The organism is Streptomyces nidicola (assembly GCF_050106155.1).
In the GTDB taxonomy this organism is placed as follows: domain Bacteria; phylum Actinomycetota; class Actinomycetes; order Streptomycetales; family Streptomycetaceae; genus Streptomyces.
The window spans coordinates 6,896,092-6,921,684 of sequence record NZ_JBNBPI010000001.1; the positions used below are offsets into that span (position 1 = coordinate 6,896,092).

General features: G+C 72.0%; 26 protein-coding genes and 1 riboswitch. Of the genes, 11 read left to right on the top strand and 15 right to left on the bottom strand.

What is annotated here, in order from left to right:
* From ACOKM3_RS31125 to ACOKM3_RS31160, 8 genes are all read right to left on the bottom strand, one after another.
* Nucleotides 1-1,380 carry a cobyrinate a,c-diamide synthase gene (locus ACOKM3_RS31125; RefSeq protein WP_426904376.1) on the bottom strand — a complete coding sequence of 460 codons (1,380 nt, stop codon included), beginning with the start codon at nucleotides 1,378-1,380 and terminating at the stop codon, nucleotides 1-3.
* 11 nt (nucleotides 1,381-1,391) lie between these two features.
* Nucleotides 1,392-1,991: a cob(I)yrinic acid a,c-diamide adenosyltransferase gene (gene cobO / locus ACOKM3_RS31130; protein ID WP_426904377.1), complete on the bottom strand. Its 600-nt coding sequence runs from the start codon at nucleotides 1,989-1,991 to the stop codon at nucleotides 1,392-1,394.
* Nucleotides 1,992-4,085 carry a putative cobaltochelatase gene (locus ACOKM3_RS31135; protein WP_426904379.1) on the bottom strand — a complete coding sequence of 698 codons (2,094 nt, stop codon included), beginning with the start codon at nucleotides 4,083-4,085 and terminating at the stop codon, nucleotides 1,992-1,994.
* Nucleotides 4,086-4,226: 141 nt separating this feature from the next.
* Nucleotides 4,227-5,735: a cobyric acid synthase gene (locus tag ACOKM3_RS31140; protein WP_426904381.1), complete on the bottom strand. Its 1,509-nt coding sequence runs from the start codon at nucleotides 5,733-5,735 to the stop codon at nucleotides 4,227-4,229.
* Nucleotides 5,732-6,712, bottom strand: coding sequence for a cobalamin biosynthesis protein (locus tag ACOKM3_RS31145; protein ID WP_426904383.1), 981 nt, complete (start codon nucleotides 6,710-6,712; stop codon nucleotides 5,732-5,734). The genes ACOKM3_RS31140 and ACOKM3_RS31145 overlap by 4 nt, the downstream gene beginning before the upstream one ends.
* Before the next feature lie 37 nt (nucleotides 6,713-6,749).
* A riboswitch (cobalamin riboswitch) is annotated at nucleotides 6,750-6,891 on the bottom strand.
* Nucleotides 6,892-6,970: 79 nt separating this feature from the next.
* Complete coding sequence (locus tag ACOKM3_RS31150) at nucleotides 6,971-7,192, bottom strand: hypothetical protein (protein ID WP_351336529.1); 222 nt, start codon at nucleotides 7,190-7,192, stop codon at nucleotides 6,971-6,973.
* Nucleotides 7,193-7,250: 58 nt separating this feature from the next.
* Complete coding sequence (locus ACOKM3_RS31155) at nucleotides 7,251-8,525, bottom strand: inorganic phosphate transporter (RefSeq protein ID WP_426904385.1); 1,275 nt, start codon at nucleotides 8,523-8,525, stop codon at nucleotides 7,251-7,253.
* Between the two features lie 205 nt (nucleotides 8,526-8,730).
* Nucleotides 8,731-9,480, bottom strand: coding sequence for a lysozyme (locus tag ACOKM3_RS31160; RefSeq protein WP_426904387.1), 750 nt, complete (start codon nucleotides 9,478-9,480; stop codon nucleotides 8,731-8,733).
* Between the two features lie 200 nt (nucleotides 9,481-9,680).
* Between ACOKM3_RS31160 and ACOKM3_RS31165 the strand changes: the two genes are divergently transcribed.
* The 3 genes from ACOKM3_RS31165 to ACOKM3_RS31175 all read left to right on the top strand — a co-directional run bounded on the left by ACOKM3_RS31165 (nucleotide 9,681) and on the right by ACOKM3_RS31175 (nucleotide 13,039).
* Nucleotides 9,681-10,340 (top strand): class II aldolase/adducin family protein, encoded by a 660-nt coding sequence (locus ACOKM3_RS31165; protein ID WP_426904389.1) that lies wholly within the window; start codon nucleotides 9,681-9,683, stop codon nucleotides 10,338-10,340.
* A 76-nt stretch (nucleotides 10,341-10,416) separates the two neighbouring features.
* Complete coding sequence (locus ACOKM3_RS31170; RefSeq protein WP_426904391.1) at nucleotides 10,417-11,544, top strand: alpha/beta hydrolase; 1,128 nt, start codon at nucleotides 10,417-10,419, stop codon at nucleotides 11,542-11,544.
* Nucleotides 11,545-11,647: 103 nt separating this feature from the next.
* Entirely contained in the window at nucleotides 11,648-13,039 is a 1,392-nt protein-coding gene (locus tag ACOKM3_RS31175; RefSeq protein ID WP_426904393.1) for a hypothetical protein, read from the top strand.
* Between the two features lie 27 nt (nucleotides 13,040-13,066).
* Here the strand turns inward: ACOKM3_RS31175 and ypfJ are convergent, their stop codons facing one another.
* Complete coding sequence (gene ypfJ / locus ACOKM3_RS31180; protein ID WP_426906945.1) at nucleotides 13,067-13,954, bottom strand: KPN_02809 family neutral zinc metallopeptidase; 888 nt, start codon at nucleotides 13,952-13,954, stop codon at nucleotides 13,067-13,069.
* Between the two features lie 222 nt (nucleotides 13,955-14,176).
* Between ypfJ and ACOKM3_RS31185 the strand changes: the two genes are divergently transcribed.
* The 3 genes from ACOKM3_RS31185 (at nucleotide 14,177) to ACOKM3_RS31195 (ending at nucleotide 17,310) form a co-directional block, all read left to right on the top strand.
* Nucleotides 14,177-15,775: an ABC-F family ATP-binding cassette domain-containing protein gene (locus ACOKM3_RS31185; RefSeq protein WP_426904395.1), complete on the top strand. Its 1,599-nt coding sequence runs from the start codon at nucleotides 14,177-14,179 to the stop codon at nucleotides 15,773-15,775.
* Between the two features lie 381 nt (nucleotides 15,776-16,156).
* On the top strand, nucleotides 16,157-16,381 hold the full coding sequence (locus tag ACOKM3_RS31190; protein WP_426904397.1) for a helix-turn-helix domain-containing protein: 225 nt from the start codon (nucleotides 16,157-16,159) through the stop codon (nucleotides 16,379-16,381).
* Nucleotides 16,382-16,518: 137 nt separating this feature from the next.
* On the top strand, nucleotides 16,519-17,310 hold the full coding sequence (locus tag ACOKM3_RS31195) for an enoyl-CoA hydratase/isomerase family protein (protein WP_426904399.1): 792 nt from the start codon (nucleotides 16,519-16,521) through the stop codon (nucleotides 17,308-17,310).
* Nucleotides 17,311-17,450: 140 nt separating this feature from the next.
* Here the strand turns inward: ACOKM3_RS31195 and ACOKM3_RS31200 are convergent, their stop codons facing one another.
* Nucleotides 17,451-18,194 (bottom strand): nucleopolyhedrovirus P10 family protein, encoded by a 744-nt coding sequence (locus ACOKM3_RS31200; RefSeq protein ID WP_426904401.1) that lies wholly within the window; start codon nucleotides 18,192-18,194, stop codon nucleotides 17,451-17,453.
* Between the two features lie 107 nt (nucleotides 18,195-18,301).
* Between ACOKM3_RS31200 and ACOKM3_RS31205 the strand changes: the two genes are divergently transcribed.
* The 5 genes from ACOKM3_RS31205 to amaP are packed head-to-tail and all read left to right on the top strand — an operon-like array spanning nucleotide 18,302 to nucleotide 20,583.
* The gene (locus ACOKM3_RS31205) at nucleotides 18,302-18,772 is read left to right on the top strand and encodes an Asp23/Gls24 family envelope stress response protein (protein WP_426904403.1); all 471 of its coding nucleotides are present in this window, start codon (nucleotides 18,302-18,304) and stop codon (nucleotides 18,770-18,772) included.
* A gap of 43 nt (nucleotides 18,773-18,815) precedes the next feature.
* Complete coding sequence (locus ACOKM3_RS31210; RefSeq protein ID WP_266721070.1) at nucleotides 18,816-19,001, top strand: hypothetical protein; 186 nt, start codon at nucleotides 18,816-18,818, stop codon at nucleotides 18,999-19,001.
* Nucleotides 19,002-19,004: 3 nt separating this feature from the next.
* Nucleotides 19,005-19,349, top strand: a complete 345-nt coding sequence (locus ACOKM3_RS31215; RefSeq protein WP_266721072.1) for an Asp23/Gls24 family envelope stress response protein — start codon at nucleotides 19,005-19,007, stop codon at nucleotides 19,347-19,349.
* A complete protein-coding gene (locus ACOKM3_RS31220) occupies nucleotides 19,346-19,999 on the top strand; it encodes a DUF6286 domain-containing protein (protein WP_426904405.1) in 654 nt (217 codons plus the stop codon). Before ACOKM3_RS31215 ends, ACOKM3_RS31220 begins: the two co-directional genes overlap by 4 nt.
* 5 nt (nucleotides 20,000-20,004) lie before the next feature.
* Nucleotides 20,005-20,583, top strand: coding sequence for an alkaline shock response membrane anchor protein AmaP (gene amaP / locus ACOKM3_RS31225; RefSeq protein ID WP_426904407.1), 579 nt, complete (start codon nucleotides 20,005-20,007; stop codon nucleotides 20,581-20,583).
* Nucleotides 20,584-20,663: 80 nt separating this feature from the next.
* Here amaP and ACOKM3_RS31230 read toward each other — a convergent pair whose 3' ends face one another.
* From ACOKM3_RS31230 to ACOKM3_RS31250, 5 genes are all read right to left on the bottom strand, one after another.
* On the bottom strand, nucleotides 20,664-21,419 hold the full coding sequence (locus ACOKM3_RS31230) for an SDR family oxidoreductase (RefSeq protein WP_327669889.1): 756 nt from the start codon (nucleotides 21,417-21,419) through the stop codon (nucleotides 20,664-20,666).
* 4 nt (nucleotides 21,420-21,423) lie between these two features.
* Nucleotides 21,424-23,217: a glycoside hydrolase family 15 protein gene (locus ACOKM3_RS31235; protein WP_426904409.1), complete on the bottom strand. Its 1,794-nt coding sequence runs from the start codon at nucleotides 23,215-23,217 to the stop codon at nucleotides 21,424-21,426.
* Nucleotides 23,218-23,302: 85 nt separating this feature from the next.
* Nucleotides 23,303-24,097 carry an SURF1 family cytochrome oxidase biogenesis protein gene (locus tag ACOKM3_RS31240; protein WP_426904411.1) on the bottom strand — a complete coding sequence of 265 codons (795 nt, stop codon included), beginning with the start codon at nucleotides 24,095-24,097 and terminating at the stop codon, nucleotides 23,303-23,305.
* Between the two features lie 77 nt (nucleotides 24,098-24,174).
* On the bottom strand, nucleotides 24,175-24,408 hold the full coding sequence (locus ACOKM3_RS31245; RefSeq protein ID WP_266721084.1) for a hypothetical protein: 234 nt from the start codon (nucleotides 24,406-24,408) through the stop codon (nucleotides 24,175-24,177).
* Between the two features lie 129 nt (nucleotides 24,409-24,537).
* Nucleotides 24,538-25,524 (bottom strand): DEDDh family exonuclease, encoded by a 987-nt coding sequence (locus ACOKM3_RS31250; RefSeq protein WP_426904413.1) that lies wholly within the window; start codon nucleotides 25,522-25,524, stop codon nucleotides 24,538-24,540.
* Between the last annotated feature and the right edge of the window lie 69 nt (nucleotides 25,525-25,593).

Genomic DNA, 25,593 nt, shown 5'->3' on the forward strand with positions numbered 1-25,593 from the left:
TCACCGTGCGCCGCTCCACTGGACCAGACGGTGCGCGATGTCCGGCAGCGCCGCCCAGTGCGTGTGCAGATAGCTGGCGTGCACGCCGCCCTGTACGAAGCCCTCGACGCGCGGCGTCGGCAGCCGCATGCCCCAGGCGGGCGTGGGCCCCGCGCCCGGCTCGAGGACGGTCCGGTGGAACTCGTGTCCGCGCAGCCGGGCCCCTGCCGGGGTGAGCGGGCTGTCGGTCAGGGCCACGGCGTCCCGGTAGCCGAGGGTGAGCCGGCCGGACATCTTCGCGTCCGCGTCGAGCACCCCGCACATCGGCTGTCCGTCGAGGGAGCGGGAGAGGTAGAGCAGGCCGGCGCACTCGGCGACCACGGGGGCGCCACCGCGGGCCAGCTCGGCCACGGCCTTGCGGAGCTGTTCGTTGGCGCTCAGCTCCGGGGCGTAGACCTCGGGGAAGCCGCCGCCGATCACCACCGCCGCGGTGTCCTCCGGGAGGTGCTCGTCGTGGAGCGGGTCGAACGTGACGACGTCGGCGCCGGCGGCGCGGAGGAGTTCCGTGTGCTCGGTGTACGAGAAGGTGAAGGCTGCGCCTCCTGCGATTGCGACTGTCGGATTCGTCGGCGGGTGCGGACCGTCTGTGGTTTGCGCAGTTCCCCGCGCCCCTGGGTCACCTGCTTCCCAGGCCTCCGTCGTCAGCGGGGGAGCCGTTTTTGCCAGGGCCAGCAGGCCCTCCAGGTCGCAGCCCTCTCGTACCATCGCCGCCGACGCCCGGACCGAGTCCACCGCCTCCGTGCTCCGCTCGGCCACCGGGACAAGACCCAAGTGGCGGGAAGGTGTGGCTACTTGAGGGGTGCGGCGCAGCGCCCCGTACACCGGAACCCCGACCTCCTCCATGGCCTCGCGGAGCAACTGCTCGTGGCGGTCGGAGCCGACCTTGTTGAGGATGACGCCCGCGAGGCGCACCTCGGGGTCGAAGGAGGCGAAGCCGTGCACGAGCGCCGCCACCGACCGCGACTGCGAGGACGCGTCGACGACGAGCACGACCGGCGCCTTGAGCAGCTTCGCGACGTGCGCCGTCGACGCCAGCTCGCCCTCTCCCGACGCGCCGTCGAACAGCCCCATCACGCCTTCCACGACGGCGAGTTCGCACCCCGCCGAACCGTGCGCGAACAGCGGGGCGACGAGCTCGGGCCCGCACATGTACGCGTCGAGGTTCCGCCCGGGACGGCCGGTCGCGAGCGCGTGATAGCCGGGGTCGATGTAGTCGGGCCCCACCTTGTGCGGCGACACGGCGAGCCCGCGCTCGGCGAACGCGGCCATCAGGCCCGTCGCCACGGTCGTCTTGCCGGTGCCGGAGGCGGGCGCGGCGACCACCAGGCGGGGCACACTCACGGTCCGGGTGGCTACCACTCGATGCCCCGCTGGCCCTTCTGGCCCTCGTCCATCGGGTGCCTCACCTTCGACATGTCGGTGACGAGATCCGCGAACTCGACCAGCTTCTCAGGGGCGTTGCGACCCGTGATGACGACGTGCTGCTGCCCGGGACGGCTGCGCAGCGTCTCGACGACGTCGTCCACGTCGATCCAGCCCCAGTGCATCGGGTAGGCGAACTCGTCGAGCACGTACAGCTTGTACGTCTCGGCGGCCAGGTCCCGCTTGACCTGCTCCCAGCCCTCGCGCGCCTTCTCCTCGTTGTCGGCCTGGTCGTCGCGCTGCACCCACGACCAGCCCTCGCCCATCTTGTGCCAGGCCACGGTGCCGCCCTCGCCGCTCGCGCCGAGCGTCTTGAGCGCGTTCTCCTCGCCGACCTTCCACTTCGCCGACTTGACGAACTGGAATACCCCGATCGGCCAGCCCTGGTTCCAGGCGCGCAGCGCGAGCCCGAACGCGGCCGTCGACTTGCCCTTGCCGATGCCGGTGTGCACGAACACCAGCGGGCGGTTGCGACGCTGACGTGTCGTCAGCCCGTCGTTCGGTACGACACTCGGCTGTCCCTGCGGCATTTAAGCGGCCCTCCTGATGGTGTTCTGCGTTCCAGTGACGTCCTTCACGAGCCCGGCGATCGAATCCGCCCGCAGCTCGTCCAATGTGACGGCGGTGCCGCCCAGCCGGCCCGCGAGTTCGGTGGCGAGCCCGAGCCGCACCATGCCGGTCTCGCAGTCCACGACGACGCTCGCCGTCCCCTCGGCCGCGTGCAGCCCGGCCGCGCGGCCCGCCAGCTGCACGGGCTCGGGGCCGCCGGTGGCCCGCCCGTCGGTCACGACGACCATCAGCGGCCGCCGCGCCGGATCCCGCAGTCGCTCCACGCGCAGCACCTCGTGCGCCTTGAGGAGTCCGGCCGCCAGCGGGGTGCGCCCGCCGGTCGGCAGCGACTCGAGGCGGCTCGCCGCCGCGTCCACGCTCGACGTGGGCGGCAGGGCGACCTCGGCCGCCGACTTCCGGAAGGTCACGAGCCCCACCTTGTCGCGCCGCTGGTACGCGTCCAGCAGCAGCGAAAGCACGGCGCCCTTCACGGCGGTCATCCGCTGCCGCGCCGCCATCGACCCCGAGGCGTCGACCACGAACAGGACGAGGTTCCCCTCGCGCCCCTCGCGGGTCGCCTGGCGCAGGTCGTCGCGGCGCACGACGAGCCCCCGCCCCGCACGGCCGCGCGCCCGCTGGTGCGGGGCGGCGGCCTGCACGGTCGCCGCCAGGTGCAGCTTCGTCAGGGCGCCGCGGGGCCGCGTCGCGCCGGTGGTGCGCCCGTGCTCGGTACGCGCGCGGGACCGCCGCCCCGCGGCGCCTTCACCCAGTCCCGGGACGCTCAGCATCTTCGTACGAAAGGGCTCGCCGGCCGCCACGGGCTTCTGCTCGGGGGCCCCGCCACCGGACGCGGGGGCGGCGGCGGGCTCCTCGGGGGAGTCCTCCCGGCCGTCACCGGCCGGAGCGTCGCCCTGCGGGTTCGGCGTGTCCTGGGTCTCCTGCGGGGCGTCGTGCGGCCCGTCCTGCGGCGGCACGCCACCACCGGGGCCACCACCGTCGGGCCCCCCGTCGGGATCGTCGTCCCCGTCTCCGTCGCCCTCGGAGTTCCCCTCGGGCTCGTCCTCGGGCGCGAACTCGTCCAGGGTCTCGTCGAGCTTGTCCTCGTCGAGTCCCGGCGCGTCGAAGGGGTTCCGGCGCCTGCGGTGCGGGAGCGCGAGCAGTGCGGCCTGCCGCACGTCCTCCGCGAGCACATCGGTGCGCCCCGCCCAGGCGGCGAGCGCGGTGGCCGTGCGCGCCATCACGATGTCGGCGCGCATGCCGTCCACCTCGAAGGCCGCGCACGTCGCCGCGATCTGCGTCAACGCCCGGTCGCCGAGCCGTACTTGGGGCAGCAGCTCACGCGCGGCGACGATCCTGGCCCGCACCTCGGCCTCGTCCTCGGCCCACCGCCCGGCGAACTCCTCCGGGTGGTCGTCATAGGCGAGCCGCCGCTTGACGACCTCCACCCGCTGCTCCGGCTCACGCGAAGCCGCGACCTCCACGGTGAGCCCGAACCGGTCGAGCAACTGCGGCCGCAGCTCGCCCTCTTCGGGATTCATCGTCCCTACGAGAAGGAACCGTGCGGCATGCCGCACGGACACACCCTCACGCTCTACGTAAGAGGCCCCCATGGCAGCAGCATCGAGCAGCAGGTCGACCAAGTGGTCATGCAGCAGATTGACTTCATCCACATAGAGAATCCCGCGATGGGCGTCGGCGAGCAGCCCCGGCTCGAAGGCCTTCACGCCCTCGGAGAGCGCCCGCTCGATGTCGAGCGCGCCCACGAGCCGGTCCTCGGAGGCACCGACGGGCAACTCGACCATGCGCGCACCGCGTTGAGCACCGGGCGTCTCGGCGTGCGGCCCGTCCGGGCACTGCGGATCGGGCGCCGCCGGATCACACGAGAACCGACACCCGGCGACGACATCGACATCCGGCATCAACGCGGAAAGCGCCCGCACGGCGGTGGACTTGGCAGTCCCCTTCTCCCCACGCACGAGCACACCGCCGACGGCGGGAGACACGGCATTGAGCAACAGGGCAAGCCGCAGATCATCCTGCCCGACAACGGCGGTGAACGGGTACGGCGTAGTCATCGACCCTCCAGAGAGACGAACAGCTTTAGGGGAGTGGAGGCATTTCAGGGGCGCGGGGAACTGCGCAATCTTTTTTTGGGGGGGGCAAGGGGGCGCAGCCCCCAGGGACGGGACGGGAAGGGGCGGCGGGGGCGACTCCCATCACGGCGCCCCGGGCGGCACAAACGGCAACCCCCCAGGCGCACCCCCCTCGATCAACCGCCACAACGCATCCGTATCGGCATGCCGCTCGATCAGATCCCCGAGCCGATCAAGCTGCTCCTCCCGCAACGCCTCGAACGACGTGTCCGCCGCCGGCACGAACCGCCGCCCGGCCCCCGCCGCAACCTCCCGCAGGAACGCCCTCCGAAACCCGTCCGCCTCCAGCGACCCGTGCCAATGCGTCCCCCACACGGACCCCACCCGGCACCCGTCGAGGAACGCCTCGCCACCCCGCACATCGGCGACCCCGTGATGGATCTCGTACCCCTCGACGTGTTCCCCGAGCGCCTCCCCGACCGGCCGCGCCAGCGTCTTCTCGGCCTCGAACCGCACCCGCACGGGAAGCAGCCCGAGCCCGTCCACGACCCCGGCCCGCGACTCGACCTCGTCGTCGATGGACTCACCCAGCAACTGGAAGCCACCACAAATACCGAGCACCGGCCGCCCCTCGGCGGCCCGCCGCTTCAAAGCCTCCGCAAGCCCACGCTCACGCAACCACTCAAGCGCCTTCACGGTCCCCCGCGTCCCCGGCACCACGACCAGATCCGCGTCGACGAGCTCCTCGGCCCGGTCGACGAACCGCACGACGACGCCGGGCTCGGCGGCCAGCGCGTCCACATCGGTGAAGTTCGACATCAGCGGCACCGCACACACGGCGACCCGCAGCACGTCCTCGCCCACGGGCGGCGCCACGACCGATTCCCGTACGGCGCCCCGCAGGGACACCCGGAGCCCGTCCTCCTCGTCGATCCCGAGCCCGTGCTGGAACGGCAGGACGCCATAAGTGTCGCGCCCCGTAAGGGACTTGAGCATGTCGAGCCCCGGCTCCAGCAGGCTCACGTCACCCCGGAACTTGTTCACCAGATACCCGGCAAGGAGCTCCTGATCCTCAGGAGCCAGCAGCGCAGTCGTCCCGAAGAAGGACGCGAACACCCCACCCCGATCGATGTCCCCCACGACAAGCACCGGCAGCCGCGCCGCCCGCGCGAGCCCCATGTTCACGATGTCGGTCCGCCGCAGATTGATCTCGGCGGGCGACCCCGCGCCCTCGCAGATCACGGCGTCATGGGTGGCCCGCAGCTCCTCCAGGCACCCCACCACGGTGTCGAGCAGGGCAGCCTGCCGCCCTCCGTGGTAACCGCGCGCACTCAGCTCGCCCACGGGCTTGCCCATGAGCACGACCTGGCTGCTGCGGTCACTGCCGGGCTTGAGCAGCACCGGATTCATCAGCGCGCTCGGCTCGGCCCGCGCGGCCTGCGCCTGCATGGCCTGCGCCCGGCCGATCTCGGCGCCCTCCCTGGTCACGAACGAGTTCAGGGACATGTTCTGCCCCTTGAACGGCGCGACCTTCACGCCCTGGCGCGCCAGCCACCGGCAGATCCCGGCGGTGACGACGCTCTTGCCCGCGTCGGAGGTGGTCCCCGCGACGAGCAGTCCGCCGCCCGTCATCGTCGCCCCCGCGCTCGTATCCGTCGCGCACCCACACAGACTCGCGCACCCACACAGACTCCCAACGCCAACAGAGACACCCGCCGCGACAAGCGCACGGCCCGATCCACATCACGCACCTCGACCGCCCGCCCCGGCGCGTTCAGCACCGGCCGGTGCTCGACCCGGCCGCCGTACGCCAAGGTCCCGCCGAGCCGCACCCCGAGCGCCCCCGCGAAGGAGGACTCGACGACACCGGCGTTCGGGCTCGGATGCCGCCCGGCGTCCGCCCGCCACGCGTCCAGCGCCTCCCGGGGGCGGCCACCGGCGAGGACGGCGAGCGCACCCGTCAGCCGGGCCCCCGGCCAGCCGGCCACGTCGTCGAGGCGGGCCGAGGCCCAGCCGAACCGCCGGTACTTCGCGGACTTGTGCCCGACCATCGCGTCGAGCGTGTTCACGGCGCGGAAGGCCACCAGGCCCGGAACCCCGCCGAGCGCGCCCCACACGAGCGCGCCCACGACGGCGTCGGAGGTGTTCTCGGCGACGGACTCGACGACGCCGCGGGCGATCCCGTCGGCGTCGAGCCCCTGCGGATCACGGCCGCACAGCCGGGGCAGCAGCTCCCGCGCGCGCTCCACGTCACCGGCCTCAAGGGCGGCCCCTACGCCGCGTGCCTCCCGGCCCAGCGAGGTCCCGCCGACGACGGCCCAGGTGGCGGCGGCCGTCAACGCGACGGAGGCGGCGGGGGAGCGGCGTACGGCACGGGAGGCGACGGCGGCGAGAGCGGCGGCGCCACCGGCACACACCACGGTGTGCAGGGCGCCCGCGCCACGGTGGTCCCGCCACAGACGGCGCTCGACGGCCGCGGCGGCGCGCCCGAATCCGGCGACGGGGTGCCCACGGCGCGGATCGCCGAGAAGAAGGTCGGCGAAGATTCCGGCGGCGGCACCGCACGCGTACACGCGCTCGTGCCGCCAGGTGCCGCGCGGGGCGAGCATGGCGGTAGGTGTCCTCACTCAGGGTGTCCACGCCCTGGTTCGACGAGACCGGCAGCGAGAGTTCCTGGCTCGCCCCTTTCGAGAAGGGGGCTCACAGTGGCGGGACCGCGCCGGATTCGCACCGGCTTCCTCAACTGCTGCCGTATATGGCGGGGGAAGTCCACCACGCTCCGAGTTGGCACGTCAACTTGCTGTTGATCACGCAAGCGGGGTGCGGGACGTCGCACGTCCCGCACCCCGCTCACGCAGACCTGGGTGTCAGGCCACGATCAGATAGATCCCGTAGGCCACAGCCGCCGCGCACAGTGCGAAGCAGGCGTACGCCCCGGACGTCGCGACCGCCGCCGAGCCACCGTCACGCGCCGCCGACTCCCGCTTGGAGAGGCCCACGATGCCGAGGGTGAACAGGCCGACGAGGGCCACGGTGACGACGAGAGAGACACCGAAGACGGAGCCGAGGGCCGCCCAGTCGATCTTCATTCCTGCCCTGCTTCCTTCTGAACTACGGCGCTGACTACGGCGCTGACTACGGCGCTGACTACAGCGTGGCGCCGGCGGGGCGCGCGGGGTCGTTCACCGCACCGGCCTTCGGCCGGTCGGCGACCTTCGCCTCGGACTCGACCGTCTCGATCGTGCCCACCGGCGGCGGGGAGACCGAGGCGATCGCGGTCGTCACGACGCCCGGGGCCTCCTGCGCGGGGGCGGTGTGCGGCGCGTCCGCCGTGACGTTGGTGTGGTCGATGGAGTTGCGGCGCGACAGCTTCCAGATGACCGCCGAGCCGGTCACGAGCAGCGCGGCGGTGAGGCCGATGCCCCACGGGCCCTGCTTGGTCAGGAACTCGGCGCCCGCGCCCACCAGGCCCGCGGCCGGCAGGGTCAGGCCCCACGCCACGAACATCCGGGTGGCGGTGGACCAGTGGACGACGCCGCCCTTGCGGCCGAGGCCGGCGCCCATCACACCGCCGGAGCAGACCTGCGTGGTGGAGAGGGAGAAGCCCAGGTGCGAGGAGGCGAGGATCGCGGTCGCCGCACTGGTCTGCGCAGCGAAGCCCTGCTGCGGCGCGAGCTCGGTGAGGCCCTTGCCCATGGTGCGGATGATGCGCCAGCCGCCCAGGTAGGTGCCGAGCGCGATCGCCAGACCGGCCGAGACGATGACCCACAGCGGCGGGTCCGCGTCGTGCCCGAGGACACCGCCGGTGATCAGGGCGAGGGTGATGATGCCCATCGTCTTCTGCGCGTCGTTCGTGCCGTGCGCGAGGGAGACGAGACCGGCGGAGGCGATCTGCCCGGCGCGGTAGCCCTTGGCGGTCGCCTTCTGGTCCGTCTTCTTGCTGATGCGGTACGTGAGGCGGGTGGCCAGCATCGAGGCGATGCCGGCGACGAGCGGCGCGGCCACCGCGGGCAGCAGCACCTTGGTGACGACCGTGCCGCCGTTGACCGAGGACCAGCCCATCGACATGACCGCGGCGCCGATGAGGCCACCGAACAGGGCGTGCGAGGAGCTGGACGGCAGGCCGAGCAGCCAGGTCAGCAGATTCCAGAGGATGGCGCCTACCAGCGCCGCGAAGATGACCTCTGTCTTGAGGCCGTCCTCGTTGATGATGCCGCCGGAGATCGTCTTCGCGACTTCGACGGAGAGGAACGCTCCGACGAGGTTCAGCACGGCGGACATGGCCACCGCCGTCTTCGGCTTGAGAGCGCCTGTCGAGATGGTCGTCGCCATCGCGTTGGCGGTGTCGTGGAAACCGTTGGTGAAATCAAAGACCAGCGCGGTAACGATCACGATCGCTAGGAGCAGCGTGATGTGTTCCATTTACCCAGGCTTCGGTTGGACGTCAGTGGTTCTTTGGAACGTAAAGAGCCCGGGTGAACGGAAGATGAACTGGGCCGGGCGCCCCGGTGACCCGATCCGGAGGGGCCTTGTTCGGCTTGTCGCGAGGCGGCGCCGCCCGTTCCGGTTCGAGGACGCCACGGCCCCGGAACCAGGGGCTCCGGGGACCTTCGGCCAGGCCTTTCGACTACCCCCTCGCGAACCGCTTGAGCTGGGCCATCGAGCCGTTGAAGAGATTCTGATCACCCGGCAGCCGGCCGCTGTCGGCGTACTGCCAGAACGTCCAGTAGTTCCAGCCTGCCGGAAGTGCGCCGGCGCGCTCGTCGTACCGGGCGAGCCACAACGCGTGGTTGGCGGCGAAGGCCCCGCTGTTGCCGGTGCACTGCTTCCACCATCGCGCGTTGGTGTAGATGACCGGACGGCGCCCGGTCCTGCGGACGACCTCGTTGCTGAAGGAGCTGATCCAGGACACCAGCGTCGACTTCCGCAGCCCGTAGCAGGGGTGCTTGCCCTTGCCGTACGGGTTGTACTCGATGTCGAGCGCGGGCGGCAGCGTCCAGCCGTCGCGCCGCCAGGCCCCGCCGTTGCGCACGAAGTACGAGGCCTGCGCCTTGCCCGAGGACTTCTGCGGCAGCGCGAAGTGGTAGGCGCCGCGGATGATGCCCGCGTTGCGGGCGCCCTTGTACTGCCGGGAGAAGTAGGGGCTTCGGTAGTTCGTCGACTCGGTCGCCTTGACGTAGACGAACCGGGCGCCCTTGTTCTTCGCCTTCTGCCAGTTCACGTTCTTCTGGTGCGACGAGACGTCGTGCCCGCGCGGCTTGCCCGCGCCCTGGGCCGGAAGCTCCGCGAGCAGGGTGGCGCCGATGGTCAGTGCGGCGACGGACGTGAGCGCGGCGGCGCGGTGGCGACGCCGGGACGCTGTGCGGCTGCGAGCCATGGTTACCCCCGAAAGTGACGACGTGCATGACAAATCCCCAGGGAACTCCCAGAGAGTAGCGAGAGATCATCAATTACCCGGTCAAGGTCGGCCAAATAACATGGGAGGGTGATCAATCCCCATATGGGGTATTCCGGAGGGTCGGGCTCCGCGTTCATCCGCTCCGGCCGCCGCGCCGGGCGGCTGGCAGGATGCGCGCCATGACACAGCTTCAGGAACTCGACGAGGCATGGCAGGAACTGGTGCTGACGGCCCGTCGGACGGTGGCCGACGGCCTGGTCGTCGGGACCTCGGGCAATGTCTCGGTACGCGTGGGCGACACGGTTCTCGTCACCCCGACCGGCGTCCCGTACGAGGATCTCCGCCCGGACGAGCTCCTCGCCTTCGGCCTCGACGGCGAACGGCGGGCCGGCACCCTGAAGCCGACCAGCGAGCTCCCCATGCACCTCGCCGTCTACCGGCACACCGACGCCCGCGCCGTCGTGCACACCCACGCCGTGCACGCCACCGCGGTCTCCACGCTCGTGGCCGAGCTCCCGCCCGTGCACTACATGACGGCGGCGCTCGGCGGCCCCGTCCGTGTCGCCCCCTATGCCACGTACGGAACACAGGAGTTGGCCGAGAACATGCTGCGCGCGCTCGCCGGGCGCACAGGTTGCCTACTCCAGAACCACGGCGCCCTCACATACGGAGACACCCTCGCCGCTGCCTACGACCGCACCGCCCAGCTTGAGTGGATGTGCCGCCTGTGGCTCACCGCCCACTCCGTCCCCGGCCTGACCCCGTCGCTGCTGACCGAGGAGCAGCTGCGCGAGGTGGGGGAGCGGCTGAGCGGGTACGGGCAGCAGGGCGCGCGATGACCGGTCCGCGCCGTTCGCGTCACCCGTAGCCGTCGCCCCACTGGCCGGGGCGGGCGCGGGCCAGGACACTGGACGGGTGCGCACCGCCAAAGCGACGGCCGCTGCCGTCACCGCCGTCCTAGGGGCCTCGGCCGCCGCGATCGCCGCGGGCCGTCTGGCCAGCGACGCAGCGCTCAAGGCGCCCGCGGGCCGCCCGCTGCCCACCGAACCGCGACTCACCGTGCACGCCACCGCCGCGGGCCAGGTCACCCTGACCCGCGACCTGGCCTCGCTGCGCCCCGGCAGGTACGGGTTGCAGGGTGACGGCTACCACGCGGTGGTCGGTCCGGTCGTCGAATCGGCCACGACCTCCGCCGACACCGTCGTACGCCGCCTGGAGCGGGTCACCCACGGCACCCTGGAGCCCGGCGCCAAGGCCTGGCTCACGCCCCAGGTGCACATCGGCGACCCCAAGGCCGCCCTCGGTCTCGACCACGCCGACGTCGACGTGCCCGGCGAACTCGGCGCGCTGCCCGCCTGGTTCGTGCCCGGCACCCGGGACACGTGGGTGATCACCGTGCACGGCCTCGGCACCACCCGCGAACACCCCATGAACCTCATGGAGTTCCTGCACCGCCACCAGTTCCCGGTGCTCGACCTCGCCTACCGCGGCGACCTCGGCGCGCCCCGCTCCCCGGACGGCCTCGGCCACCTCGGCGAGACGGAGTGGCGCGACCTGGACGCGGCGATCCGCTACGCCGTGCGCTACGGCGCCCGGGACGTCATCGTGCTCGGCTGGTCGACGGGCGCCGCGATGGCCCTGCACGCGGCGGCCCACTCGGCGCTGCGCGACCGCGTCAAGGGCCTCGTCCTGGACTCGCCGGTACTCAGCTGGGAGGCGACGCTGCGCGCCCTGGCCCGCGCCCGCCGCACCCCGGGCCCGCTGCTCCCGCTCGCGGTCCGCGCCGCGCAGGGCCGCACGGGCCTGAGCGGCGACCGCCTCGCGGAGGTCGCGGACCCGCGCGCCCTGAAGGTCCCCACGCTCCTGATCCACGGCCCCGGCGACGAGGTGTCCCCGTGGGCGCTCTCCCGCCGCCTGGCGGACCGCCGCCCGGACCTGGTCACCCTCCACGAGGTGGACGAGGCCCCGCACAACGCGATGTGGAACGCGGACGCGAAGGGCTACGAGGAAGCGCTGAGAAGGTTCCTGACGCCCTTGATGTAGCAGCTCTACGGGCGGCTCCTGGGGGCGTCCGCGCGCGGCTCGGCGGCGGCTCCACAGGGCGCCCGTTTGGGAATTGGCAGGGTCAACCGAGAGACTGCCCTTCGTGACGTCCCGTACCCCGCGCGACTCCCGGCTCCGACTCGTCAGCCCGCGCCGCCAGCCCCTGGCCGCCCCGACCCCGCGGCCGGTCGCCGCACGCCGTCCCGCACCCCGCCCACCGGAGGGCACCCCACCGCCCGCGGAGCTCGCCCGCGCGGCGCGCCGCGACCTCGCCGCGGCCGTCCGCGTGGCCCGCTGGGCGGACACCAGGATCGGCCCCGGCAACAACATGGCCGCCCGCGACGGCAAGGGCACCCTCTCCGACGCGACCGCCCTGCGCGCCGCGGAGGAGCTCGGACTGACGGTCGATCAGGTCCGCGCGGACTGGGACACCGCCCGCCTCGCCGGACTCGTCGAGGTGCACGGAGCCAGCGCCAGGCCCGGCTGGCGGCTGCGCGCCTGGGACCGCGACGACACCGCCGTGCTGCGCGGCTGGGTCGCCCTGTTCGACGCCTGGTCGCTGGTCCACCCGGCGCCCGAGGAGGTCGGCCCCGCCGCGGTGGCCGAGGTCGTCGAGGCGATGCCGCAGCTGCTGAGCTTCCTGCAGCTGATGGCGGACCGGGTCGCCGCGACCCAGCTCCTGGACCTCCTCGACCAGCGCGTCACGGAACTGCGCACGGAACGCTGCGAGATCCCCTACGGGCCCCAGCCGGAACCGACGCCACCGCAGGACACCCCGCTGCGCCCGCTGCTCGACTGGTCCCTGCGCGGCCTCGCCGCCGTGGGCGCGCTCACGTACGACGACGGGCACGCCACCCTCACCCCGCTGGGCAGCTGGGCGGTGTGGGTCAAGCTGGAGCAGATCTGCGTCGCCGCCCAGTCCCCGGCGGGCAACATCGAGGTGTCCGCCGAGGACATGCTGCGCGGCTGCGCGCGGCTGCGCCCGAAGGCGGCGCGCGACGAGTACCGGGCCTGGCTCGCCGCCCGCGACATCGGCACCGCCGTCACCGACCTCCTCGACGCCGCCCGCGGCGAGGACGCCCTGCTGCGGGGCCTCGCCTTCGAGGCGCTGCGCGTCGTCGGCGCCCCCGCCGAGCCCGAGGTCCGTCGCGCCGCCGACGACCCGCACCTGCGGCCCTACGTCCTGCTGTGGCTCGCCGAGTACGAGGGCGCCGACCCCGAGGACGTGCACACGGTGCTCAGCCGCGAGGAGGCGACCTGGCTGTGGGTGGACACCGCCGCAGCCGTCGCCGACCACGGCGAAGCCCCGCTCCTCGTACGGCACTTGGAGGCCGCGGTGCAGCCGACGGTGCCCGCGCTGATCGAGGAGGTGCGCGCCGTCGGGCACCCGCGCACGGTGCAGGTGCTCGTCGCGCTCGCCGCCGCGCACCCCGACCCGGCCCTCGCGAAGGCGGTCCGCAGGGCGGCCTTCCAGGTGCACACCGGCGGCGCGTAGGACGTCAGCGGCCTCGGCGGCCCGGTCTCACCGGAAGGTGTCGCACTGGGCCATGTCGCCGCTCTCGAAGCCCCGGTAGAACCACTGCTGGCGCTGCTGCGCGGAGCCGTGCGTCCACGTCTCGGGCGTCACCCGGCCCTGGTACCGCTCCTGGATCCGGTCGTCGCCGACCGCGGCGGCCGCGTCCAGGCCGTCGCGGATGTCCGCGTCGGTGAGGCTCGTGATCAGCGGCCGGCCCGTGGACTCGGTGGGCGTCTTCGTCGCGTGCCGCGCCCAGACGCCGCCGTAGCAGTCGGCCTGGAGCTCGACCTTCACCGCGTTGCTGTTCTCGCCCGTGCGCCCGTCCTGGGCGCGGGTCAGCGTGCCCATCAGGTTCTGCACGTGGTGCCCGTACTCGTGCGCCACGACGTACGCCTGCGCGAAGGGCCCGCCGGTCGAACCGAACTTCGTACGCAGCTCGTCGAAGAAGCCGAGGTCGAGATAGACCCGCCGGTCGCCGGGGCAGTAGAAGGGCCCGACCGACGAGGTCGCGGAGCCGCACGCGGTGGCGACCTGGTTGGTGAAGAACACCGTCGACGCGGGCGTGTACGTGGCGCCCCTGCGCCCGAACTCCGAGCCCCAGAAGTCCTGCACGCTGTTGACCACGGCGACCGTCCGGCAGTCCTGCCTGCTGTTCGCGTCCGAACCCGTCCGGCACTGCTCCTGGACCTGCGCCTCGCTGGACATCTGCACGGCCGGGGCGCCGGTGGTCCCGTCCGAGAGCCCGAACTGGTCCGTGCCGAAGAGCAGCCCGAGGACGAGCGCGATCACGCCGACGAGGCCGCCGCCCATGGTGGCCCTGCCGCCCGGAAGCCGGCTGCCGCGCACGTCCTGGACCTCCGATGTGTCCAGACGCGCGTCGTCGTCGAACTGCATGCGCACCGCCTTCTCGCCGGTCACCGACCCCCTCATCCTGTTACGTCCCTGGTCAGCGGGTCCTGATCCGAGGGCCGAACGGGGGACGCGCACACCTGGGAAAAGCGCTTGCACGGCACCGGTAAACTGGTTCGTATGACGTTTCTTCTCTGGGTGCATTAGCGGCGCTGATTGGCCCCCGCCCTGTCAACCAGCCGTTAATCCTGTCCTGGAGTACCTCCCTTGATCACCGCATCCGGCATCGAACTGCGCGCGGGCGCGCGCATGCTCATCGAGAACGCCAATTTCCGTATCGCCAAGGGCGACCGCATCGGCCTGGTCGGCCGCAACGGAGCGGGCAAGACGACCCTCACGAAGTGCCTGGCCGGCGAGGGCATCCCGGCCGGCGGCACCATCAGCCGCTCCGGCGAGGTCGGCTACCTCCCGCAGGACCCGCGCACCGGCGACCTCGACGTGCTGGCCCGTGACCGGATCCTCTCCGCCCGCGGTCTGGACACCCTGATCCGCAAGATGCGCGAGAACGAGCAGCGCATCGCGAACGGCTCGGGCGCCACGCAGGCCAAGGCCCTGCGGCAGTACGAGCGCCAGGAGACGGAGTTCCTCACCAAGGGCGGATACGCCGCCGAGGCCGAGGCCGCCACCATCGCCGCCGCCCTGAACCTCCCGGACCGTGTGCTCGGCCAGCCCCTGCACACGCTCTCCGGCGGTCAGCGCCGCCGTATCGAACTGGCCCGCATCCTCTTCTCGGACGCGGACACCCTGCTCCTCGACGAGCCCACGAACCACCTGGACGCGGACTCGATCGCCTGGCTGCGCGACTACCTCAAGACGTACAGCGGCGGCTTCATCGTCATCTCCCACGACGTCGAACTCATGGAGACGGTCGTCAACAAGGTCTTCTACCTGGACGCCAACCGCTCCCAGATCGACGTCTACAACATGGGCTGGAAGCTCTACCAGCAGCAGCGCGAGGACGACGAGAAGCGCCGCAAGCGCGAGCGGCAGAACGCCGAGAAGAAGGCCGCGACGCTGAACGCGCAGGCCGACAAGATGCGCGCCAAGGCGACCAAGACCGTCGCCGCGCAGAACATGGCCAAGCGCGCCGACAAGCTCCTCGCGGGCCTCGAAGAGGTCCGCCAGTCCGACAAGGTCGCCAAGCTGCGCTTCCCCGAACCCTCGCCGTGCGGCAAGACGCCGCTCATGGCCGAGGGCCTGTCGAAGTCGTACGGCTCCCTGGAGATCTTCACGGACGTCGACCTGGCCATCGACAAGGGCTCGCGCGTCGTCATCCTCGGCCTCAACGGCGCGGGCAAGACGACCCTGCTCAAGCTCCTCGGCGGCGCGGAGAAGCCCGACACGGGACAGGTCATCGAGGGCCACGGCCTCAAGCTCGGCTACTACGCGCAGGAGCACGAGACCCTCGACCCGGAGCGCACGGTCCTGGAGAACATGCGCTCCGCGGCCCCCGACCTGGACCTGATCCAGGTGCGCAAGACGCTCGGCTCGTTCCTGTTCTCCGGCGACGACGTCGACAAGCCGGCCGGGGTCCTCTCGGGCGGCGAGAAGACCCGTCTCGCGCTCGCCACGCTCGTCGTGTCGTCCGCGAACGTGCTGCTCCTCGACGAGCCCACGAACAACCTCGACCCGGCCAGCCGCGAGGAGATCCTCGGCGCGCTGCGCACCTACAAGGGCGCCGTCGTCCTCGTCACGCACGACGAGGGCGCCGTCGAGGCCCTGCAGCCGGAGCGGATCATTCTGCTTCCGGACGGAATCGAGGACCTGTGGGGCCAGACGTACGCGGATCTCGTGGCCCTCGCATGATCAACTCGGTGCCCACCGAGTGATCCACTCGGTGGGCACCGGTTGATCCATTGAATGATCCACTCCGTCTGGATCATTCGGCCGATCCGTGATCCATCATCTGGGTGAGATCTCCTCGTACCCAGGTGTGTCGTGCACGGAATTCGGCGCCTCGTCGTGCATGGCGCCCTTGCGGCGCCTGGGCCGTGGCTGACCTGCCAGTTCTGTCGCGCAGGCGTTTTCCGGGGCCGCGAAAACCCGCCGGAATTCCCGATTCCACTCGTGTGGATCCCCGTCGCACCCGGAATTGAGGGTCTATGGACCTTGCCGAATGGGTGGCCAGGAAGCCCGCAAGGGGTGATCATGGGAAATCCAGAGCGCACTTCCCACGAGGAGGCACGGGTGGCCGAGACTCTGAAGAAGGGCAGCCGGGTAACCGGCGCCGCGCGCGACAAGCTCGCGGCAGACCTGAAGAAGAAGTACGACTCCGGTGCGAGCATTCGGGCATTGGCCGAGGAGACCGGTCGCTCGTATGGCTTTGTGCACCGGATGCTGAGCGAATCCGGGGTCACGCTGCGGGGTCGCGGCGGGGCCACGCGAGGCAAGAACAAGGCCGCGTCGGCCTGACCTTCGCAGGGCTCGTTCTGCTCACTGGCTCCAACTGACCACCCGGTCGGTCCGCTGTCCGGCCGGGTGGTTACTGTGCAGTCACTTACGTCTCGTACGACTACGTGCCGTACGGCTGCGCAGACCCGGAGGTCCAGATGAACCTGCCCGCACCGCTGCTCGACAAGGACGGCGTCCGGCTCACCGTCGACGATGCGATCGCCACGGTCAGCCTGACCAACCCGGACAAGCGCAACGTCCAGAGTCCCGCTCTGTGGCGGGCGTTGGGCGAGGCCGGGCGTGCCCTGCCGGGGTCCGTGCGGGTCGTCGTGGTGCGCGGTGAGGGCAAGTCCTTCTCCGCGGGCCTCGACCGTCGGGCCTTCACGCCCGAGGGCTTCGACGGTGAGCCGTCCTTCCTCGACCTGGCGCGCGGCGGCGACGACGTCCTCGACGCGACGATCGCCGAGTACCAGGACGCGTTCACCTGGCTGCGGCGCAGCGACATCCTGTCGGTCGCCGCGGTGCAGGGGCATGCCATCGGGGCCGGGTTCCAGCTCGCCCTCTCCTGCGATCTGCGCGTCGTCGCCGACGACGTGCAGTTCTCCATGCGCGAGACCAGCCTCGGCCTGGTGCCGGACCTGACGGGCACGCATCCGCTCGTCTCGCTGGTCGGCTACGCGCGCGCCCTCGAAATCTGCGTCACCGGCCGCTACGTCCACGCCGACGAGGCCGTCCGCAGCGGCCTGGCCAACGTGTCCGTCCCCGCGGGCGAGCTCGCGGACGCGACGCAGGACCTGGTCGCGGCCCTCGTCGCCGCGCCCCGCGACGCCGTGATCGAGACGAAGGCACTGCTCCAGGGAGCGTCCGACCGCACCCTCGACGACCAGCGCACCGCGGAGCGCGCGGCCCAGGGCCGCCGCCTGCGCGACCTGGCGGGCCTCGGCGACTGAGAGCCACTTCAGCCCGCGCGACGTCTACTGACGCCACTTCAGCCCGCCCGGCGCCTCTCAGCCCGTCCGGCGTTTGAGGACAGGGGGGTCTGGGGGCGCAGCCCCCAGGGATCGGGACGGGAAGGGGCGGCGGGGGCGATCTACGTCGTGAGCTCCGTGACCAGCACCGCAACGGTCGGACTGTTCGGCAGCGCCCTGGCCACGGCCGCCCGGACAGCCCCGGTCACCTCGATGGCGCGGGTGTCCGCGGCCACCCCCAACTCCACGCGTACATGGCGCCGGGGGAGGGCCGCCTCGCCGGAGTGGTCCTCGATGTGGACCGCGCGCCCGAGCCCACCGAGCGCCCCGGTCAGCCGCGTCACCCCCGGCACCCCGAGCACCGCCTCCGCCACCCGGTCCACGTCCCCGGAACCGCCCGGCTTCGGGGCGGGCGCCGGCTCCGCCTCCGGCTCATCGGCGGAACCGGGCTCCGCGTCCGCCACCTGATCGGCCTCATCGAGCAGCGCCGTGACCTGGAGGTCGACCTCCGCCACCACCAGGCCGACCCGATCCGCCGCCCCCGCGAGCGCCTCCCTCAGCCGATCGGCGGCAACCGGCAGCGGTTCCTCGGCCGTCGCCGCGCAGTCCGCCGTGAGCCGCAAGGGTCCAGGCGGCAGCGCGCTCGGCGGGGCCGGCACCGCGGGCTCCTCCGCCGCGTCGGGGTCGGCGAGACCGAGACGCAGTGCGCCGAGACGTACGCCGCGCACCCCTTGAACCGCACGACGCAGCGCCTGTGTCGCCGCCGGCTCCGTGATCCACGCACCGTCACCGGGCCCGCCGAGCGGCAACAGCCTGCCGAGCCCCAGCTGCGTACGCACTGCCTGTGTCCATCGATCAGCCGTCATTGCCCCAGGCTGCCCCATAGCGGGCGCGCCTTCGCGTAAGCGCACTTAATGTGGGCAAAAGAAAGCAGCACCCCACCGAGATCCCACCTCACCGAGGGGACGGCCCGATGAGTGACACCGCGCAGAAGCCGGGCGAGACGCCCGGTTCGACCGCAGCCAGGACCAATGTGACCAAGCGGGGCAGCGGCGACCCCGCAAGCAGGGGACGGACCACCATCGCCGACGGCGTCGTCGAGAAGATCGCGGGCCTCGCGGCGCGCGACGTCGACGGAGTCCACGCCATGGGCAGCGGCATCTCCCGCACGTTCGGCGCGGTGCGCGACCGGGTGCCCGGCGGCACCAAGTCCGTGTCGCGCGGCGTGAAGGCCGAGGTCGGCGAGGTGCAGACGGCGCTCGATCTGGAGATCGTCGTCGAGTACGGCGTGTCGATCGCGGACACCGCGCGCGACGTACGGGAGAACGTGATCACGGCCGTCGAGCGCATGACCGGGCTCGAGGTCGTCGAGGTCAACATCGCCGTCAGCGACGTGAAGCTGCCGGACGAGGAGGACGAAGAGCCGGAGTCACGGCTCCAATGAGATCTGCGGGCGTAGCTACGGGCTTCCCTAGGAGGAGCGCACGATGAATCTGGCCGTGGTCGGCATGATCGCCGGCATGGCCCTCGGATTCGCCGGATACTTCGGCGGCTTCGGGGCCTTCCTGCTGGTGGCGGCGCTCGGCGCCATCGGTTTCGTCGCGGGCCGGTTCCTGGAAGGGGACCTGGAAGTCGGCGAGTTCTTCCGTTCGCGCGGCGATCGGCGGGGGTGACCGATGGCGGCACAGGTCGCGCCGGCCGAGCGCGGCGCGACCCGGATCGCCGACCGGGTCGTCGCGAAGATCGCCGCGCACGCGGCACGAGAGGCACTCGACCGGATCCCCGAGGACGGGGCGGCGCCGGGCGCCACGGTCACCGTGCGGCAGGACAGCGCGCGGGTCCGGATCAGCCTTGAGCTGGAGTATCCGACGGACATCGGCCGCCAGTGCGGTGCCGTGCGTCGTCAAGTGTCCCAGCGGGTAAGGGAGTTGGCGGGAATGGAAGTGCCCGAGGTGGCCGTCCAGGTCGAGCGGCTGCACTCGGCGCACACCCGTGGGACGGACCGGGGGAGGATCCGATGAGCGAACCCACCCGGCCGATTCCGGTGGTCGAGCGGGAGGAGAGCGAGCTCGACCAGTCGGCGTCCGCCGCTTCGTACGAGCCGCATCCCACGCTGGAGGGCGAACAGAAGGCGAGCCGTTTCTGGTCGGGGCGGCGCGTCCCCGCGGCGCTCGTGGCCCTGGTGATCCTGGCCGCCGCGGGACTGCTGCTCTACGACGTGGCCGCCGTGCGGGCGGGGCACGCGTCCATGCAGTGGCGGCGGACGCTCGCCGACGAGCTCTCCACGCGGACCCTCGACGACACCGCCGTCCTCATCGGTGCGGGCGTCGCGGCCGCGCTCGGCCTGTGGCTGTTCGTGCTCGCGGTGACGCCGGGACTGCGGGCCCTGCTGCCGATGCGCCACACCCATCCGGAGGTCCGTGCGGTGCTGCACCGCGACGCCGCCGCGATGGTGCTGCGCGACCGGGCCATGGAGGTGTCGGGCGTGCAGTCCGCCCGGGTCCGGATGAAGCGCCGCAAGGTGGATGTGCGGGCGCTCTCGCACTTCCGTGAACTCGACGACGTACGGGCCGACTTGGACGCCACACTCGGTGACGGGATCAAGCAGCTCGGGCTCGGCAAGGCCCCCGGCCTCTCCGTGCATGTCGCACGGCCGGGGAAGAAGGGGTGAGCGGCGTGCTCAGGACCGTCAACCGGATCGTGCTGGGGGTGCTCGGGCTCGTCCTCGTGGTCGGCGGCGGCTCGGTGCTCGCCGTCGGGCTCGGGGTGAAGGCGCCGTCGTGGTGGATCCACGACGGCCCGGACGACGTGCTGGTCAGCGATGCCGACCGGGCGCGCTGGCACGACGAGGGCTGGTTCTGGCCGACGGTGATCGCCGTGCTCGCCGTCGTCGTCCTGCTCGCCCTGTGGTGGCTGGTGGCCCAACTGCGCAGCCGCAGGCTCGCCGAGGTGCTGGTCGACAGCGGCGACGGCGAGGGAGCGCTGCTGCGGGGCCGGGCCCTGGAGAACGTCCTCGCGAGCGGCGCGGAGTCCCTGGACGGGGTCGACCGGGCCGGCGTGCGGCTGACCGGCCGCCGCTCCACTCCGCAGGCCCGCGCGACCCTCACCCTGGAGCCGCACGCGGTCCCGGGCGAGGCGCTGCGGCTGCTGAGCCAGGACTCCCTGAGGCAGGCGAGGGAGTCGGCGGGCCTGGAGGAACTCCCGACGGAGGTCCGGCTGAGGGCGGTCAAGCACCGTGCGGAACGGGTGAGTTGAGCCCGCTCAGCATGTGAACGCGAGCACATTTCGAGCCCGTCCGGCGATCGCCGGACGGGCTCGATTTCTTCTTTCAGATGTCAGAACCCGTGCCGGAAGCCGCCGTCCACCGGCAGCATCACACCGGTGAGGTACGACGCGGCGGGTGACAGGAAGAACGCCGCCGCCCGTCCGAACTCCTCCGGAGTTCCGTACCGCCGCAGCGGGATGCGGGACTCCTGCGCCGTCCGCGCCGCCTCCGGGTCCGCCGCGAGACCGTCCAGCTCGCGCACCCGGTCCGTGTCGATACGCGCGGGCAGCAGCCCCACGACCCGAATGCCCCGCGGCCCCAGCTCGTTCGCGAGGGACTTGGCGAAACCGGCCAGCCCGGGACGCAGTCCGTTCGAGATGGTCAGCCCGGGGATCGGCTCGTGCACGGAGCCGGACAGCACGAAGCCGATGACCCCGCCCTCGTCCAACTGTGCCGCGGCCGCCCGCGCGAGCCGCACCGCCCCGAGGAACACGGACTCGAACGCGGCCGTCCACTGCTCGTCCGTGTTGTCGGCGACGAAGCCGGGCGCGGGCCCGCCGACGCTCACCAGAATCCCGTCGAAGCCGCCGAACTGCTCGCGGGCCGCCCCGATGAGCCGCTCGGCGACGTCCGGGTCGGCGTTGTCGGCGGCGACGCCGTACGCGTTCGGCCCGAGCTCGGCCGCCGCCTCCTTGGCCTTCTGGTCGTCGCGCCCGCTGATGACGACCTTGGCGCCGTCGGCGACCAGCTCGCGCGCGGCCGCGTTGCCGAGGCCCCGCGTCGCGCCGGTGACTACGTACACACGGTTCTTCAGTCCAAGATCCATGGCCCTATCCTCCCTCTCCCTCGCCCGCCGTGCCGAACAGGGTCAGCGCCGTGCCCACGAGGCCGATATGGCTGAACGCCTGCGGAAAATTGCCGAGCTGCCGGCCGGCCACGGGGTCGTACTCCTCGGCGAGCAGCCCCACGTCGTTGCGGAGCGCCACGAGCCGTTCGAACAGCTCGCGCGCCTCCTTCGTGCGCCCCGTCATGTGCAGCGCGTCCGCCAGCCAGAACGAGCAGACCAGGAAGGCGCCCTCCTGGCCCGGAAGCCCGTCGACGACGGACTCGTCCGCGCTGTAGCGGTGCACGAGACCGTCGTACGACAGCTCGTCGCGCACCGCGTCGACCGTGCCGCGCACCCGCGGGTCGTCCGGCGGCAGAAAGCCCACGCGCGGGATGAGCAGCAGCGCGGCGTCCAGTTCGGACGAGCCGTAGAACTGGGTGAACGTGCCGCGCTCCGCGTCGTAGCCGCGCTCGCACACCTCACGGTGGACGGCGTCGCGCAGCTTGCGCAGCCGGTCGATGTCGCCGGGCAGGCTCGGGTCGTCCTCCATGGCGCGCACGGTGCGGTCGGCGGCGACCCACACCATGACCTTGGAGTGCACGAAGTGCCGGCGCGGACCGCGCACCTCCCACAGCCCTTCGTCGGGCTCGCGCCACGCCTCCTCCAGGAAGTCGAGCAGCGCCAACTGCAGCCGCCAGGCGTGCGAGCCGGCCTGAAGGCCCTCGCGGCGGGCGAGCGCGAGGGAGTCGACGACCTCGCCGTACACGTCCAGCTGGAGCTGGTGCGCGGCGTCGTTGCCCGCGCGCACGGGGCGGGAGTCGCGGTAGCCGCTCAGCCAGCCGAGCTCCTGCTCGGGCAGGCGCCGTTCGCCCGCGAGCCCGTACATGATCTGCAGGTCGGCCGGGTCGCCCGCGGCGGCCCGCAGCAGCCAGTCGCGCCAGGCCTCGGCCTCGTCGAGATAGCCGGCCGAGAGCAGCGCGCCGAGCGTCAGGGTCGAATCGCGCAGCCAGCAGTACCGGTAGTCCCAGTTCCGTACGCCGCCGATCTCCTCGGGCAGCGAGGAGGTGGGGGCGGCCACGATGCCGCCGGTCGGCGCGAAGATGAGGGCCTTCAGCGTGAGGAGGGAGCGGAGCACGGCCTCCCGGTGCGGACCTTCGTAGCGGCAGCGGTCCGCCCACGCCTGCCAGTCCTCCAGGCTGTGCCGCAGCGACTCGTGCGGGTCGATCAGCTCCGGACGCTGCTCGTGCGAGGGGTGCCAGGTCAGGACGAAGGCGACGGTCTCGCCGGCCTCGACCGTGAACTCCGAGTGGGTACCGAAGTCCTCGCCCCACGTGTGGACGCCCGGTTCGCTGCGCAGCCATGCCGAGTCCGGGCCCGCGACGGCGACCCGGTGCCCGTCGCAGCGCCGCATCCACGGCACGACGGAGCCGTAGTCGAAGCGCAGGCGCAGCGTGCCGCGCAGGGTGACGCGTCCGCTGAGCCCCTCGACGATGCGGACGACGTCCGGGGCCTCGTCGCGCTGCGGCATGAAGTCGGTGACGCGAACGCTGCCGTCCGGCGTCTCCCACTCGGTGTCGAGCACGAGGGAGCCGGGGCGGTACGCGCGCGTGGTGCAGTGTTCGGCCCCTTTGGGCGCGAGCCGCCAGTGGCCGTTCTCCTCGCTGCCGAGCAGCGCGGCGAAACAGGCGGGGGAGTCGAAGTGGGGCAGGCACAGCCAGTCGATCGACCCGTCCCTGCCGACGAGGGCGGCGGTCTGGTGGTCACCGATGAGGGCGTAATCCTCGATATGTGGGCGCACACGCCATGGGTTCCCCGTCATCGGCCCGGGGTTGCATCACATTTCGGGTGGGTCGCTTTTCGGGTGGGACCCGTGAGGCGCTCGGTCAGGCGACGGCGGCCGGTGTCTCGTCCTCGGACGTGGCCGTCTCTTCCTTGCGGCGCCGCTCCCGCAGCTCGCGCCGCACCAGCACCACCCAGCCCACGGGCACCGCGGCGGCGAACAGCCACCACTGGATGGCGTACGCGTAGTTCAGCGCGGAGTCCTCCTTGCCGGGGGCTCCGACCAGCTCAGGGGTTCCGCTCTTCGATTCGGGCGCGGTCTGGGCGACGTAGCCGCCGAGCACCGTTCTGCCGAGGCGCTCGGCCTCCTGCTTGCTGTTGATCAGCATGACCTGCCGGTCGGGCAGGTCCTTGATGTCCTTGATGCCGCTGGCCTCGGTCGTCTCATTGGGCATCAGACGGCCGGTGACGGTGGTCTCGCCGCGCGGCGGGGCGGGGACCTTCGGGAAGGAGGTCTGCGCCCCGTTCGCCGGGATCCAGCCGCGGTTGACCAGCAGGACCTTGCCGTCCTTCAGGACGAACGGGGTCAGGACGTGGTAGCCGACCTCTTCGTTGGAGTTGACGCGGCGCCGCACCACGACCTCGTCGTCGGTGTCGAAGCGGCCCTTCGCGGTCACCGAGCGGTACCGCTCGTGGCTGTTGACGACGTGGCCGGGGGACGCAAGGTCCTCCACGGGTACGGGCTTCGCGCTGAGCGCGTCCGTGACCAGCTGGTTCCTGGCATCGCGCTCGTGGTAGCGGTCCATCTGCCAGATGCCCAGCCGGATCATCGTGGGGATGAGGACGAGAGCGACCAGGGTGAGGATCACCCACTGCCGGGTCAACAGGAAGCGGTACACCCCATGACCGTACAGCGGCGGGCATGGGGTGCTTTCAGTGGGGTGCGCCCGATTGTGGCGGGCGTGTGCCGAAGGGTTCAGACGTTGTCGACGATGCCCACCTTCCCCTCCGCGCGGGAGCAGTGCGCCCCGCAGAACCAGTGCCCGTCGACCTCGACGCCCTGCCCGATGATGCGGCACCGGCAGTGCTCGCAGATCGGCGCCATGCGGTGAATGGCGCAGGAGAAGCAGTCGAAGACGTGGACCGCTCCCTGGGCATGGACCTCGAAGGACATGCCGTAGTCGTTTCCGCAGACTTCACAACGTGCCATGCGCCACAGGGTGGGTGTCCGGAGCGGCGCCGGGCGAGCGGTGACGGGGCGAGTCGCCCCGCGTTCACCCGTCTGCCAGGACCGGTGGCCTGTGCGAGTGGCCTACACGCGTGGCCCCACGCGTGCGGCCTACGAGCCGTCGGCCGGCGCCACGTCCTGCAACAGCTGTCCGAACGCCGCCTCGTCCATGACCGGCGTCCCGAACTGCTTCGCCTTCACGACCTTCGAGGTGTACGAGTCCGGGTCATTGGTCACCAGGAGGCTGGTGAGCCGGGACAGGCTCGTCGCCACATGGAGGCCCGCGTCGACGGCCCGGTCCTCCAGGAGCTCACGGTCGACCGATGTGTCCCCGGAGAACGCCACCCGCATCCCCTGCTTGAGCGGCTTGCCCGGCTCGTAGCGGCCCGGGTTCGGGTACGGGCAGGCGGGGCGCTTGCGCGAGGCGCGCCAGGTGCCCCCGCCGCCTCCCCGGTAGGAGGAGGACCCGGGCTGACGCGGCACCGACCCCTCCGACCACTCGGTGAGCGGGCGGCATTCGAGCAGCGGCAGCCGCACATTGTCCGCCGCGGCCGTGCGCAGGCTCGGGCGGAACGCCTCCGCGAGCACGCGCGCGTCGTCCAGCGCGTTGTGCGCGTGCTCCTGTACGACGCCGAAGTGCGCCGCGAGGGACTCCAGCTTGTGGTTGGGCAGCGGCAGGCCCAGCTCCTTGGAGAGCGCGATGGTGCACAGGCGCTGGCGGACCGGGGCGGTGCGCTCCGCACGCGCGTACTCGCGGGCGATCATCGACCAGTCGAAGACCGCGTTGTGCGCGACCAGGACGCGGTCCGCGAGGCGCGCGGCGAACTCCTCGGCGATGTCCGCGAACAGCGGGGCGGACGTCAGCACGTCCGTCGTCAGGCCGTGGATCCACACGGGTCCCGGGTCGCGCTGCGGGTTGACCAGCGTGTACCAGTGGTCCTCGACATCGCCCCGCGCGTCCAGGCGGTAGACGGCGGCGGAGATGATCCGGTCGTCCCGGGACAGGCCGGTGGTCTCCACGTCGACGACCGCGTATCCCTGCGGATACGCGGCCGGCCAGGAGGCTGCGGACGCTGCGGTCGGATGGTCTTCGAGCATGGTCCCAGAGGATACGGGCCGTGACTGACACTCCGGTCGCCGCCTGCCCCGCGAGCCGTGTCGCGGATC